This is a genomic window from Sulfitobacter sp. 1A13496 (assembly GCF_043557225.1).
In the GTDB taxonomy this organism is placed as follows: Bacteria; Pseudomonadota; Alphaproteobacteria; order Rhodobacterales; family Rhodobacteraceae; genus Sulfitobacter; species Sulfitobacter faviae.
The window spans coordinates 151934-166818 of record NZ_JBIFFP010000007.1 but is presented as its reverse complement, the minus strand read 5'-3'; the positions used below and the strand labels follow the sequence as shown (position 1 = coordinate 166818).

The following is a 14885-nucleotide window of genomic DNA, read 5'->3' as shown; positions in this document are numbered from 1 at the left end:
TGAACCACAGGTTGCACTTTCACGTCAGCGCGTGCTTAAACTCCTGCGGTTGTCGTCAACGTTAGTGCCGTTTTGAACGAAAGCAGATTTTAGAGATGCCCCACGATACATTTGCCCACCGCGAGGCCGCCACACCTGAGGAACGTGAACGCATCTCAGATCTTCTTGGATTTGCCGGCGAGCTTCTGAATGCGCGCGCTCAGGTGCAGATGGTCATGCAAAGCGGCCTCGGGGTCTTCCACGAGAAAGATTTTGTTGACCTACCGGGCATCGAACTCAACTGTGATGACGGCGCCTGGCTCCGCTTAAAGCGTTTGAGTGAAACACGGCCGCCTGAGCCGGCAGACCACGTCTCCCAGTTTTTCGATCAGAAACCTACCGACCCCAACAAAGCGCCATCGATCAAGCCGGCGATTTCAGTCGAGGTGACCATCGAAGAAGCATCCGACCTCATCGAGATGGGACTCCTGATGCCCGACGATGTTCGGGTCATCGTTGAAAACGAAGTCGAAATTGAAAACCGGGTCAAAGTCATCCTGCATGCGTCGAACTGTTCGGAAATGCGCCGTGAGTTTGAAACCTATCTCAAAGGCCCTTGGTCAGACTGGGCACATCATGAAAAGCCAACCAGACGCGCTATCAGCGTCTACAAGGACTTCTTCAACATCCACTCTGTGATTCACACCTCTGAGGGCACCCCGCCTGAACTGGTCTGGGGGACCGGTATTGGGCGCTGGAAGACCCGCGGCGCCAATGTCGATATGCCGATCATCGAGCAAGGCCTCGACATCGAGCTCGAAGATGAGGGTGTGATCGCCATTAGGCCCCGATCCACACCGCCAAGCCTTTCCCTCAAACCCTACATCCAACTCGGCATCGATGGTGTCTCAAAGCTCCAAAGAGAGCTGCAGGACAACTTGGATATGTTCTTGCGTGGGGATGCTGAGTTCACGCCCTTCACCAGCGTTTGGGAGCCTCTCCTCGATACAGCTGCCAGCAACATCGCCAGTGACGCCGTTCACATCACCCGTGAAGCCTTGGACGATGGCGAGAAGGTTGAATCCGCGAGTGATCAACTCAGGATCACATCAAGTTGGGCCATCTTCGGTCGTCCGCGCTCCATTGAATACCGCATCCAGGACATTCAAAAGCTTCGCATAGCTGTTGCTGACGAAGGGTCGCCTGTTCCACCGCCCATTCGCGGCTTTACCGAAGCTGCCAAGGAAGAAGCGCCCAGTGAGACATCCGCGTTCGGTGTCGATCAAGCAGTTCTGACCGGTGTGGCAATAAACACTTGGGAGCCATCTGCCAGTGGCGATGTCGGCGCCTCACCACGAGAGACCGGATCTTCGGGCGGCGGAGCAAAGAAGGGTTCTTCCCGCGTTCACTTCTTCCCTCTCCCCTTCAATGAGGAGCAGGGCAAGATTTCGGACATGATTGATGATCGATCGATTGATGTTGTATGCGTCTCAGGCCCTCCCGGAACCGGCAAATCCCACTCTATTGCTAACATCATCAGCCACCAGATGGCTTTGGGTAATCGCGTTCTGGTTACAGCCCGAACACCGGAGGCAATCGCTGCTGTTCGCGAAAAGCTCCCCAAAAGTCTGCGCTCTTTGGTCATCGCCTCGGTTGGGACCGACCGCGACAGCGCCCAGCAGCTGCAAGAAGCCGTTACTGAGCTCTCCAATGAAGTTGTTGGTCTGGATGTCGATGACGCTAATCGTGATCGCGCCAAACTTGAGCAAAAAATCATCGATTGTGACGCTGAGATTCAACAGGCCGACATTGATCTCGCTCAAATTGCGCGCGCTAACCTCGACCAGATGGAATGGAATGACAGCAAGCGGTCGCCAATGGAAATTGTTGAACTGCTGCTTGCCGAACAGGCCACGCATGGGTGGTTCACCGACCGTCCAACCAAACAACCGCCGGCGCAACTTGACGAGACCCTTGCGCGGCTGCGTGAAGCGCTCCCCAAGCTCGCGCCAGACATCGTTTATGCAGGCGCCACCCTGCCAGAAAACGACAGCCTTCCAACCACCTCTGCTATCGTATTGGCCCATCAGTCCGACCTCACATGGAACCAGCGCGAAACGGTAGACTATAGCTCTGCTCCTACGATGGCCTATGATGGCACCGGCTCTGAGGAACAGGGGCGCGCCGTGTTGCGCGAACTAAACGAGTTGAAGCAAGAGCTGTGCGAGGCACCTCATACAGTTCAGCGCCTTGCGAGCTTTATCCTCAAAACAGATGAGCCCTTCACTAAGCTGAACGTCCAAACGACCCGAAGCTATATTGGTCGCTTCGAAGGTCTTCCAGAAGCCAAAGAGGTGCGTTTTGACTTAGGCGACTGCCGCCCTGCCGACTTCAAAAATGCCGCACAAAGAGGTCTTGCTGGACAAAGCCCGGTCGGATTCAGTTTATTCAACAAGCCTTTGAAGTCGGCCGTGGCCAGCATTGAAATCAACGGCGCAGCGCCTGAAAGACTGTCAGACTGGAAGCATGTTCTCGACACCTATCGTCTCACCGAAGAGACAGATGTCATCACTAAAACCCTCAGCCCTTTCATTGAGAAAGAGCTATTCGCAGCACCTCCCTCAAAGCCTTGGGAGATTGCTGACTATCTGCTCGCCCGCGATACTGAACTCGAGCAAGCTTTGAAGGTGGCATCCAGAGTGCAGCCGATCGTTACAGCGCTCACGCCTCTCTTCCCCGTGGGTCTTGATCTTGACGCGTTATGTGGGACGCTCGATTGCGATCCGGCGATCCATGCTCTTCGTGCAAACCTGCCAGATCAGTATGAAGAGCCCAAAGCGCTTGCAACACTACGCACCTGCGCAGGAGATCGCGGGCTGCCGGTGCTTGATGCAATTGGCGATCTCGCAGACGCTATTGGCAAGGCTGACACAAGTCCGAATGACATCGTTCAGGCGCGCGGCGCCATCACTCGCGAGCTCGCACGCCTTTCAGAGGTCTCTACCCACTTAGAGCGGCTTGGTGTCGACCTTGAAGCGCTCTCTGACTGCGGCGCCCCTGAATGGGTTGAGCGGCTGCGTGAGGGCCCCGAGAGGACTGCAGAACTCATCCCTGATAACTGGCGTGCCTCATGGAGCTGGGGGCTAATGAAAGGACGCGTTGATCGCATCGTTGCAATGGGCAACGGTGACGACCTGCGCAAGCTTAGAGCCGATGCGATGAAGCGACGCTCCAAGGCTCTCGAAAAACTCATCAGAGTTAGAACCCTGATTGGCTTGAAGGCGCGCATGTCCCCCTCAATCCGCCAGGCAATGGAAGCCTTCACCCAAGCGGTCGGCAAGATCGGCACAGGCAAGGGCAAGAAGGCTCCACGGTTCATCAGAGCCGCACAGGAAGCAGCCCAAAAGGCGTCAAGCGCCGCACCAGTATGGATCATGCCTGAATACAAGATCCCCGAGCAGCTTCCGGCAAAGTTCGGTGACTTTGATTTGGTGGTCCTCGATGAGGCTTCTCAAAGCGACATCACGGCAATCTCCGCCCTTGCGCGCGGCAAGAAGATCCTCGTTGTCGGAGACGAAGAGCAGGTAAGCCCCTCGGTCGTGGGTGTTGAGGCCGAAAAGGTAAACGCGTTGCGTGCAGAATACCTCGAAGGCATTCCGAGCGCCGACCTGATAGATGAAAACACCTCCATTTTTGAGATGACCAAACGCATGCACCCAGAAAGCCACGTTATGCTACGTGAGCACTTCCGTTGCGTTGCACCAATCATCAATTTTTCCACGCGCTTTTATAACAATGCCCTCGTGCCCCTTCGAGTCCCCAAAGCATCTGAGCGCTTCGACCCGCCTCTGGTTGATGTGTTTATCCCTGATGCAGAGCGTGATGGTCAGACGAACTCCTCTGAGGCTAAGTGGATCGTCGATGAAATCGCGCGCATCATTGCTGAGCCTGAACACGCTGGTCGAGACATCGGCGTCATTTCCCTTATTGGGTCCAAGCAGGCTGAGATGATTGGGCGGATGCTGATCGATGATCCGCGCGTTGGCACCGAAAAGATCAAAGAACGACGCATCATCTACGGCGATGCACGCACCATGCAGGGTCAGGAAAGATCGATTGTCTTTCTTTCGATGGTCGCCACATCAGATACCGCGCGTGCTCAGACCAGTAAGGCCGACCAACAGCGTTTCAACGTTGCGATGAGCCGCGCCAAGGATCGACTGTATCTTGTCCGCTCGGTAGAATTAGAAGACCTCAAATCGAACGACATCAAGAGTAAGGTGATCCAGCACTTTGCTGACCCGATGCCCGATGGTCGTGCGATTACCAAAGGCGAGAGTAATGACCTCATATCTCTCTGTGAGAGCGGTTTCGAGCGTGAAGTTCTCGGCCGCCTGATGGAGGCCAACTACCGCGTCCGACCGCAGGTGTCTGCTGGCAAGTTCTTCATCGATCTCGTTGTTGAAGGTGCAGAAGACCGCCGACTTGCCATTGAGCTTGATGGTGACATCTACCACGGACCCGATGTTTGGGATCAGGACATGCAGCGCCAGGCTGCCCTTGAGCGTGCGGGCTGGGTATTTTGGAGGGTCTTTGGTAGCCAGTGGGCTACCAATAAAGACTATTGGTGGAGCAATCTGCGCCAGACCCTTGCGCTTCTTGACATCGAGCCCATCGGCGCTGCCGCTATTGATGAACGGTTCACAGAGAGCATTACGGTCTATCCAAATGAGGATTGGCAGTCAGATGAATTGGATCTCCTTAACGAATGTAATGAGGAATGCGATGAGCTCGACCAGCCGTCTGAAGATCCAACCGTTGGTCTGGAAACAACACAAGAAGAGCCCGCCGAGGTCGATGCAGCAACGGAAGACGCCGTAGATCCTTCTGATCAACAAGCGTCAAAAGACAACACGGCGAGTTCCCCATCCGACGCACCAAAACAGACTGAGCCAGATAGCAAACCGATCCTACGATCCGACCTTCCGCTTGAAGGGGATCTCTTCTCGCCGCGGCCACCCAAATTCTCTGAGTCCGAAACTGACACTACCGTCGAGAAGCCGACGGTTCAAATCGGCACCAAAGTGCGACTCGAAAAGCTTGAAAAGGGCAACGGTAAGATGGTCGTCACAATCGTAAGTGAGCGCGATCACGATCCCAGTAGTGGCAACATCGGCGCCCACACCCCCTTGGGAGAGGCTTTGCTCGACAAAGAGGTCGGTGAAACGGCTGAATACCTCGCGGGCGCCTACGTCAAAGAAGTGCGCGTTCTCGAGTTCCTGTGATCTCCATCACGCATCCTGGACCGCCTTGCGGCCCAGGATGCTTTTAAGGCCAGCGCACTCACCGCTACTATCAACCAGCGAGACGTGGCTCGATCCGCCTTGGCAGTAGGAAAAATGAACTCACTCCTGACAAGGGGCGCGACGCAACTCCTCGTGGCGCTGCCGGATCTTTCTGTTCGGGTGCAGAAGCATCGCGCGACATATCTCCTTTGTTTCGGGGATTAAGGTCGAAGGCGCCTAAGGCACTATCATCACGCAAATTTTTGTGAAGTGGACCACAGTTGCCCGGGGGAATTTCACCGGCCGCTTCCTCGCTGAGTTTAAGTCTCTAATGGAGCTCACAGGCGCGGATAGCCGGCAATCGCCGCGTCGATCTCGATCGGCAACATAAAGCCCATGAAATAATTTGGGGGCCTCGCAGTCACTGGCTATCAATCGCCATGCAGACTTCTTATCACAACTTATATCCTCCAGACCCGAGAGCGTGACAGTTCAGAAATGCGTAGCGTATTTTTCTCGATTACTTCATCTGTAAGGTCGACGACTTCGGTCAGCATCTCCGGGAGACGATAACCTTTCCCAGCCAAAATGAGCTTCTTTTCATTGAAATCTTTATCTGCCAGTCGGTCGTTTGTTTCCTTGTCGACCAGAATTAAATTCCCAATTTGGCCAACTGTGGATGCATCTCTATCAGATGACTGCGGCAAAAGGTGTTCTATTGTGAGATCATCACTCTCGCCCACCGTTGGGCTTCCTTCTTCCTTCTGGACCTTTTTCAAAATGTATCTGATGAGTTCTTTCTGAGACGTTTGGCCCCGGGTAAAGGTTATTTGTCGAAAGTTCGCATCGAATTCGTCAGGATCAGCAACCCTACTCCGAAGCTTAACCTTCAAATCGCGCAACACTTGATCCACGGCTTCCGCATCGCGACAATTAAAAACTTGCTTTCCAAATGAAGCAAACATCCCTGAAATGCCACCCGAAGAACGAGATGATGTTACTGCATTGAAAGTAAAGTGAAACTTTTCGATCATTTTAATAGCATCGCGCAATTTCCGGTAGCGGATGATGCCGTCACGGTATGCCCGGATCAGTGAAAGCACCCCAGGTGCCGACTGCTTTACTTTGAAGATCCGAAGTGCTCGGAGTGATTTTACTACTTCTTTTTCAGAACCATTCCAACTGAAGTCCGGATCGAAAATTGACCGCCAGTGCTCCGCGTCGCTTAGAAACCGGTTTAGATGCTCCTCTGCGTTAGCGTCAACGATACGTTCCTTCGCTTTCGCGAACGCCTTCGCTTTTGTAACAAAATCGTATCTGGATTGCCAAGAATGCACTACAAACTCATCCGGATCTAAGTTACTTGGCGCACCCCTGATGGTTTCTATGACGCTCCGCCACTTTAACGTTGCATGATCAACTTCTGTTCCTTCGTCGATCATTCTCTTGAAATGATTGCGAAGTAGGTCCGTAAGTGCGAGATCCTTACCTCTTGTATTTAATGTTTCAAAAATTGTGTAAGCATCGCTTTCATTGTCGAGCGTCACCACTATTACATTAAGGTCTAAAACCGTATCTCTAATATCAGTAAGCCAGCGTTTGACTTCAGACTTGTTTTCCTCAGGTGTTCTCTCAAGGTTGCCGAAGATAGCGTCTGCTCCTTCGGCGATCTTTTTCTTGAACTCGGAAAAAGCTCTTTCGATAGCCCTCTCCTCATCGCCGAACCGGGTCGTGATAGTGGCCGGGCCATCTTTGAGAACCTCTTCCTGAAGGTAAGGAAAACTCGTCTCAGTCTTCAAGACGTAGACAGTTCGTGCATCCCGATCTCGTTGCTGGATGTATGTTTGTATGCCCTCTGCGAGATCCGTCGCACCAATGCTCTTGAAGCCCTCTCTCAGGGCGCAAAGCAAGATCGCAATTGTAGTGAGACGTTGTTGACCGTCTACGACAAACACTTTCGAACGATCACCCTTGTAGACCACCATTGAGCCAATGAAATATGTATCATCAATGTTCTCGAGGATGTCGTCCCAAAACTTGTTGATGTGATCTATCTCCAGAGGTGGCTCGGCTTGTTTGAACAGTTTCGAGCCGTTTCTTAAGTGGATTTCCTGCTCGGCTACGCCGCGACCGGGGTTGGTAGCGGCTTGATATGATATGCCTGATCGGGCGTTCGCCCGTCCAGTGATGAATGTGGTCTCCTTGTGTTGTAGAATGTCAGATAGCGGGCGATGCCGCTGCGTGCGGCCGGCACGGTGTCGTAGGCATGCAGGTAAACCTCTTCGTATTTGATGCTCCGCCACAGGCGCTCGACGAAGACGTTGTCGCGCCAGGCCCCTTTGCCGTCCATGCTGATCTGGATCCCTGCGTCCCTCAGCGCCTTGATGAAGTCGATGGACGTGAACTGGCTGCCCTGGTCCGAGTTCATGATCTCCGGCTTGCCGAAACGGCGGATCGCCTCGTCCAGCGCCTCCAGGCAGGGCGCCGTTTCCAGCGTGATCGAGAGCCGCCAGGCCAGCACCTTCCGGCTAAACCAGTCCAGAACGGCGACCAGATAAACGAACCCTCGGGCCATGGGGATGTAGGTAATGTCTGTGGCCCAAACCTGATTGGGTCGCGTCACAGCCAGTTTACGTAACAGGTATGGGTAGATCTTGTGCCCCGGCGCGGGTTTGGACGTGTTTGGCTTACGATAGAGCGCCTCGATGCCCATCGTTTTCATGCAGGTCGCAACATGAAGCCGTCCGGCGGCAAACCCTTCCTGCCTCAGCAGACCCTTCATCATCCGGCTGCCTGCAAAGGGGTATTCCATGTGCAACTCATCGATCCGGCGCATCAGCTTGAGGTCCGCTACACTGGCCGGACGCGGCGCGTAATATAGGCTGCCCCGGCTGATCCCGAGAAGCCGGGCTTGCCGTGTCAGGCTCAGCCTGTGGTTCGGGTCCGTCATTTCCTTGCGCTCGGCAACAGACCTGCCTTGTCGAGCGCTCCCTCTAAAAAATCATTTTCCAGCGCCAGCTGGCCAATTTTTGCATGTAGGGATTTGATGTCGATCTCCGGCTCCCTCGACGCTTTCGGCTTGTCATCAAACACATCCGACACGCCGTCCAGAAGTTGATCCTTCCACTGCTTGATCTGGTTCGGATGTAGATCGAACTGCGTCGCAAGCTCGCTCATCGTTCTGTCGCCTTTCAAGGCCGCCAATGCGACCTTCGCCTTGAAAGCAGGACTGTGATTCCGTCTGGGTCGTCTGGTCATTTTCGCTCCTTCGTCCCGGCAAAGCTGCCGGATTGGGAGCAGAAAATCCACCTAACTCAACTGTTCAGATCTATCGGGCCACCTCTTCCCAAGAGTATGGGCGCTGAAAACTTGGGATTACAAATACCGTGCCTTTTAGCAACGCCTCTACTGTCTGGTCCTGAGATTCGATCTTCATGTGTGCACTTTCTTCTGCCCTTTAGCGAGAAGACTGAAGTAGATTTTCAACTAAGCCAATACTCTGAAGCGCAAAACACCCTAAATCATGCGTGTTCGCCCCCTCGCGAAGCACTTGCACGCCGAACCCTCGAGACCGCCTCTTTAATGTGTATTCCAATACGCATTAAAACCTTGTCGCTAATTGGTAAGAGCAGCCAGCTTTACAAGCGTTTTTTCTCTCTTTTTACACACACACGAAGGCGATGTGGGTAAGATAAGAGTTCGAATCCTTCAGGGAGCGCCACTTTTTCCTGCACCTAGGCCCTCTACACCTACGCGCGCGAAAAATCCTCGATCGCCGCGGCGATCAGATGCGGGAAGGTCGGTTTGCCAAGCATGGCGACAGGCTCAAGCGCGCTTAGCCGTTGCTGGGTGAGATCGTCCAGATTGCCGCTCATGAAGACGCAGCGGATGTTGTGTTCTGCCAGCAGCCACTGCGCCACCTCTTCACCGGAATCGCCATTGGCGAGCCGCAGGTCCATGAAGGCCAGATCGGGCCGGGTCTGCGCCACCACCTCCCGGCAAGTCGCGAAATCCTTGACCGGGCCAAGGACGGAATGCTGAAGCTGTTCGAGCTGCATCTGAAGGTCCAAGGCAATCAAGAATTCGTCTTCGACAATCAGAATATTCACCGGGCATCACCCGGCGGGCATGGGAACCTCAATTTCAACGCAATAACCATGCTCTGCTGCCCTCTTATCCATCGTCGCCCCAAGCTGGCCGACAATGCCCGCCACGATCTTCGAACCGAGACCGACCCTACCTACACTCTCGGCGTTGCCGATCCCATCGTCCGACACCGCTAACGTCAAGAGGTCTCCCTCTTGATGCAAACGAACATCAACCCTGCCCTGTTCCCGCGCGACGAAGGCATGTTTATGCGCGTTGGTCACAAGCTCATTGATCAGCAGTGCAAGGTTGATGGCCAAATCGGTCGGCACGATGACCGACGGCGCGTCGACGACAGTCTCGATCTGCTTGCTATCGGTCTCGGTACTGGCTGAAAGGAAATCGACAAGCTGCGGGATGTATTCACCGACATCCACATGGGTAACGTTATGCGATTTATAGATAAGTTCATGGACCGAGCTTACCGCATGCACCCGGAGCGAGGCCTGTTGCAGGCTGTGTTTGACAGACGCATCGTCCACCGACGCAGCCTCAAGACGCAGAATGCTCGACACCAGATGCAGGCTGTTCTTGATCCGGTGGTTCACATCGCCAAGCAGTGTTTCCTTCTGCTTAAGAAGCTTGTCACGCTCGGTCAGGGTCTTCTGCAAGATCTCTTCGCGCTTCTTGGAATGGGTCAGATCGAGGGTGGCACCGATGAACCGCGCGGGCTTGTCATGTTCGAAAAGAACTTCACCACGCGTGTTCAGCCACCGGGTTTCCCCATTGGGCAAGACGATCCGATAATCGGCGTTCACCGTGGCATCATTGGCCATCGTTTCGCCCAAGCTTTGGTTCACATGCGCCAGATCATCGGGATGGATACGCCGGAACAGCTTGGCCATGGGGATTGTCCCCTCGGTATCGGCATAGCCGAACAGATTGGCCAATTCCTGCGAGATATTCGCGGTCCCCGTCTGAAGGTCCAACTCGCCATAGCCGATCCCCGACACCTGCTTAGCCAGATTGAGCCGTATCGCCTGATCACGGCGACCGATAAATTCCGAGGTGACATCCTCGACATGGTGGATCAGCGCGATCAGCTTGCCATCTTCGAACACGGGCGTGTTCAACGGTTGCCAATATTTCTCTTCAAAGGCCCCGTCGGCGCTGTCGCGAATGGGAATATTGTACTTCTGCACGGCCATGCGGTGCTGTTTGCCCGTGGGGGCGACGATCTCAAGCGACTTGCCCAGATTATTGGTGCCATCTGCCGTCGCGTCGGAAGGGTCATCCGGAAAAGCGTCGAACAGATGTTTCCCTACGAGGTCCTCCGCTTTTGACCCGGTGATGAATAGGTACCGGTCATTCACGTCGATAATCTTCAAATCGGTATCTAGAACGAGATACCCGTGGGGGGATGCCGCAAAAATTGCAGATCTCGACACGCTACCGTTCGCCGATCTTTCACCACCCATATTCTTCCCTATAAACTTCCTTCAATCTCTCTGGCCACCATATCCCCTTAACTTTGAACAGAAAAGCTCAGCCTCCTTGATATAAGTTAAGCAGCGATATGGCGGCGCGCCGCAGCAAATGATGGCCTGCTCAATTATTCGGCAAGCTAAGAACTCAGGGAATGAATGACGCGCATAAATGGCGCGTCTTTTTACGATTGGCGCTTTTGCGCCTCTATTCAAGCCGCAGCACCCTGAGGCGTGCCAATTGAATTAAGACTGCGCGCATTCGCTTACTCGACGGGCGTATTCAGAGGGAGAGGCCCCGCCCCGAATTGGGAAAGGGCCGATCACGCGGCCACAAGCGCTTCCTCTGCTGCGATTTCCGAGGCGCAGAGGGGCAGATCGACGGTGAACTTCGTCCCAATGCCAACGGTGCTCTCTACGCGGATGTCCCCCTCATGTGCAGCGGCGAGTTTTTTGCTGATCGCAAGGCCAAGACCAGTGCCGCCATCAGCGCTTTTGCTGGCTGTTTCCGCTTGAATGAAGGCTTGGAAAATCCGCTGCAAATCCTCTGCCGGCATCCCGCAACCGTTGTCTTCGACCTCAAGTCGGCATGTATCGCCGACCCGCTTGGCGCGCATGCGAATGCTGGAGGCCGAAGAGAACTTCAGCGCGTTGCCCAAGAGATTGATCAGGATCTGTTTGCAGCGCCCGCGGTCGGCGAAGACGTCGAATTCATCATATTCGATTTCCAGCACCGCCTGTTTTTCCTTGGCCAGCCCCTGAAATTGCTCTGCCAATTCGGCCAGCAAATCGCCCGCCGCAAAAGAGGTTCTGTTGAGCTTCACGGAATTCAATTCAATGCTCGTATAGTCGAGAAGTTCGTTAATGATCGTCAACAGATGGTCGCCCGCCGATTTGATACGCCCGCCGTAACGCTCTGTCTGATCGCCCAACTCATCGAAATGCACTTTGGTGATCGGCTCGTTCGGCTTCAGCTTGGCCATGGTATGGCCTTTGAGGTTCGTCAGGAAGCTGGCGTAGCCGTTAATGATCGTCAGCGGCGTGCGCAACTCATGGCTTAGAACGCTCATGAACTCCGACTTGGCGCGGCTCGCGTCGCGGGCTTCATCCCGCGCTTGGCGCAGCTCGACGATGTTCTCCATCCGGGTGCGGTTTTCGATGAAATAGGTGAAAAGCCCGCCCATCACGATCATCGCAGCCGTTCCCGCGATGACCATCGCCAGCAACCTGAACTCATCAGGGTTGCTATGGCCGGTCAGACAGGTCGGCGTCACATGAAAGGCAGCCATGCCGGTAAAATGCAGCCCGATGATCGCCAAGGCAAAGCTGCCCGTCATCTTCTCCGTGGCGTATTTTCCCCTTTGCGCCCCAAAGAACAGAGCCACGGTCGACAGTACCATGGCCAGCAGAACCGAGGCGACGAGATAGGTCTTGTCCCAAAAGATGACCCCCTCGATCCGATAGGCGACCATCCCGGTGTAATGCATGGCCGAGATCGACAGCCCCAAGATCACCCCGCCAATCACGGTGGTGACCCGCCTGCGGAACATCCCGGCGATCAGAATGCCCACCGTAGAGCCGATAATCGCGATCAACAGCGACACGAAGGTTAGCCCGAAATCAAAGCTGACCGGCGCGTCGGGCTGATAGGCCAGCATGGCGATGAAATGCGTGCACCAGATGGCGATGCCCGAGGTCACGGCGGTCAGAAAATACCACAACAACGCCTGTCGCGGCGTTTGTTTAAGCGCGTGCCGGTAAAGGTTTGCGATCACCCAGCTGCCGAATGCGCACAAAAGCGCGGCAAGCAAGACCAGCGTCATATCGTGGTCGGAGTGCATAGAGTGAGCCACTGTCAGCATTATTAAACCTCAAGATAATGAGGCCAGTGTTGCGCAAGGATTGCGTCGAAACATTGTTCGAGTGCGTTCTTTTTGGCGGTAATTTCATCTGATGAAACTCCAGCCCGGCCCAAAGGGCGCAGGCGGCACGCCAGCCGATAAACCGCTGCCCTCCCCTGCCGTTGAGGGCGCCGCGATCCCCGTTCTAAGCGCCCTTTCGCCCCGGCCCGGGCGGGGAATCACAGCGAGCAAACCGCGGGGATGGCGGTACTAAAAAGAGCGATTCACATCCAAGGGTTGCACTTGCTGGCCATAATACGCCACTACAGCGCCAAACTTGCGCCGTATTTTAATGCTGGTCTGCGCACATTCATTTTTGATCATAGGTATTTCCACCATGCTAACGTGTTTCCAAGGGCTGATGCTCGACCCGGTCTATTGGACCGTGCTCGCCGTCAGCACGATCGCCGCAGCTGTCGCCTTCTGGACGCTCAAGTTTCAAGAGTTCCATGGCAAGATTTACTATGCGCTGACCTTCTTGGGGATGATCTGGACCCTGATGATGGTCGGGGCCGAAGCCGCAACGCCCGCCTATGCCTGCCAGATGCAACAGGCCCAGCTGGCGTGGTTGGGCCACGGGCTGGTGCCGGTGGCTTGGTCGTTCTTTATCTTCGAATATGTCGGCCCATCCAGCCGGTCGCGGGGCTGGGTCAGCCTTCTGGCCCTGATCACTGTGCCACTCGCGGCCTTCGGCCTTGCCGCGACGAACGATTGGCATCATCTGATCTATACCGCCGAGACCGCGCTTCAGCCGGGCGACGATCAGATCACCTTTGAACATGGGCCGGGGTATTTCCTCGTTCTTGCGGTGCTCTATTGCTTCGTGATGGCGACGCTCATCTGGCTGGGCCGGGCGTTCTTTCGCGCGAAACGGGCCGCTTGGCCGCTGCTGACGATGCTGGTGGTGATCACGCTGATCCCATTGGGCGCGAACGCGGCCTATGCGCTGCTTGGTTTTACCGTCGTCGGGCTTGATCCGACCGCCTTCATGTTCACCTTGGGCATCTTCGCCTTTTCGTGGTTGCTGGTCACGAACAAGACGATGGACATGCCCTCGGTCGGGCAATCGACCCTGTTTGACACGATGAGCGAACCGCTGATCCTTTTGGACGCGCGGCGTCGCGTCATCCGCTCGAACGCCGCGGCCAAGCGCAGCGGGCTTCTGTCCGATCCGACATTGGGCGACGATCTGATCGCGGGGATCGAAGCGCAAATGGCGCAGAACGGCTCGGCCCATATCACCTGTAACGAACGGCTGTATGAGCCGCGTGTTCAACCCATCGAGAACCCCCTCGCCCCCGCAGGCCCCGCCATCGGCTGGAGCGTCACCTTCGTCGATGTCACCGACCGGATCGCCACCACCACGGCGCTAGAGCGCGCGTTGAAAGAGGCGGATGAGGCGAACCGCGCCAAAGATGAATTCATCTCAGTCGTCAGCCATGAGCTGCGCACGCCGCTGACCTCTCTGAAAGGCGGCTTGGCTCTGGCTCTCAGTGGCAAGCTGGGAGAGATCAAAGGCCCGCTGCGTTCCTCGCTCGACATTGCCCACCGCAATGGGGTGCGCCTGTCGCGGCTGGTCGACAATATCCTGCTGGTGCAGAAACTTGAGGTGCAGGCCCTGTCACTTGAATGGCTGCCCGTCGATCTGCCCGCTCTGCTGCGCGAGAGTATCGAGGAAAACCGCATGTATGCCCATGAGCGCGGCGTGCGGCTGGATATCGGCAGTGTCGGCCAGCCCGCCGTGGTCTTGGGCGATGCCTTTGCCATCCGGCAGGTGGTCGACAACCTGATCTCGAACGCGGTGAAATTCTCGAATGTGGGGGATACTGTGGAGGGCACGCTGACCACCAACAACGGCCGTGTGCGGGTCTCGATCCGCGATCATGGGCGCGGCATTCCCGAGGGGATGGAGGAAAAGGTCTTTGGCCGTTTCGGGCAGCTTGACGACGACGGGCAGAAATCGACCCAAGGCTCCGGTCTTGGCCTGCATATCTCCCGCCAACTGGCGCGGCAGATGGCGGGTGATCTGTTTTACGAAAGCGAAGTCGGCGTCGGATCGACCTTCCATGTCGAATTCGGCATCGGCGCCGGGGCAGAGACCACCCCGCAAGCCGCCCCAAGCGCGTTGCAAAGCACCGACTGAGCGCCGC

At 55.5% G+C, this 14885-nt stretch carries 7 protein-coding genes; 2 read left to right on the top strand and 5 right to left on the bottom strand.

From position 1 onward, the window contains the following. Positions 1 to 95: 95 nt before the first annotated feature. Positions 96 to 5264 (top strand): AAA domain-containing protein, encoded by a 5169-nt coding sequence (locus tag ACGYLX_RS15565; RefSeq protein WP_394450584.1) that lies wholly within the window; start codon positions 96 to 98, stop codon positions 5262 to 5264. 461 nt (positions 5265 to 5725) lie between these two features. On the opposite strand, the gene ACGYLX_RS15560 is transcribed toward ACGYLX_RS15565, so the two are convergent. The 5 genes from ACGYLX_RS15560 to ACGYLX_RS15540 all read right to left on the bottom strand — a co-directional run bounded on the left by ACGYLX_RS15560 (position 5726) and on the right by ACGYLX_RS15540 (position 12675). After that, on the bottom strand, positions 5726 to 7309 hold the full coding sequence (locus ACGYLX_RS15560) for a DUF262 domain-containing protein (RefSeq protein WP_394450631.1): 1584 nt from the start codon (positions 7307 to 7309) through the stop codon (positions 5726 to 5728). A gap of 74 nt (positions 7310 to 7383) precedes the next feature. Beyond that, positions 7384 to 8522, bottom strand: a protein-coding gene (locus tag ACGYLX_RS15555; protein ID WP_394450582.1) for an IS3 family transposase whose coding sequence is annotated in 2 segments (ribosomal slippage) — positions 7384 to 8258 and positions 8258 to 8522 — 1140 coding nt in all. Because the reading frame shifts where the segments join, the coding sequence is not laid out codon by codon here. Positions 8523 to 9013: 491 nt separating this feature from the next. Next, positions 9014 to 9373, bottom strand: a complete 360-nt coding sequence (locus ACGYLX_RS15550; protein WP_271692240.1) for a response regulator — start codon at positions 9371 to 9373, stop codon at positions 9014 to 9016. Between the two features lie 6 nt (positions 9374 to 9379). After that, the gene (locus ACGYLX_RS15545) at positions 9380 to 10828 is read right to left on the bottom strand and encodes a histidine kinase dimerization/phosphoacceptor domain -containing protein (RefSeq protein WP_394450580.1); all 1449 of its coding nucleotides are present in this window, start codon (positions 10826 to 10828) and stop codon (positions 9380 to 9382) included. A 329-nt stretch (positions 10829 to 11157) separates the two neighbouring features. Then, a complete protein-coding gene (locus ACGYLX_RS15540; protein WP_394450578.1) occupies positions 11158 to 12675 on the bottom strand; it encodes an MHYT domain-containing protein in 1518 nt (505 codons plus the stop codon). Positions 12676 to 13072: 397 nt separating this feature from the next. Here ACGYLX_RS15540 and ACGYLX_RS15535 point away from each other — a divergent pair, with 397 nt between their 5' ends. Beyond that, the gene (locus ACGYLX_RS15535) at positions 13073 to 14878 is read left to right on the top strand and encodes a histidine kinase N-terminal 7TM domain-containing protein (RefSeq protein ID WP_394450576.1); all 1806 of its coding nucleotides are present in this window, start codon (positions 13073 to 13075) and stop codon (positions 14876 to 14878) included. Positions 14879 to 14885 lie beyond the last annotated feature (7 nt).

What these genes read in the sequence shown, in the direction of transcription:
- ACGYLX_RS15540 (WP_394450578.1), bottom strand. Translation starts at nt 12,675, where the DNA reads ATGCACTCCGACCACGATATGACGCTGGTCTTGCTTGCCGCGCTTTTG.
- ACGYLX_RS15535 (WP_394450576.1), top strand. Translation starts at nt 13,073, where the DNA reads ATGCTAACGTGTTTCCAAGGGCTGATGCTCGACCCGGTCTATTGGACC.
- ACGYLX_RS15545 (WP_394450580.1), bottom strand. Translation starts at nt 10,828, where the DNA reads ATGGGTGGTGAAAGATCGGCGAACGGTAGCGTGTCGAGATCTGCAATT.
- ACGYLX_RS15565 (WP_394450584.1), top strand. Translation starts at nt 96, where the DNA reads ATGCCCCACGATACATTTGCCCACCGCGAGGCCGCCACACCTGAGGAA.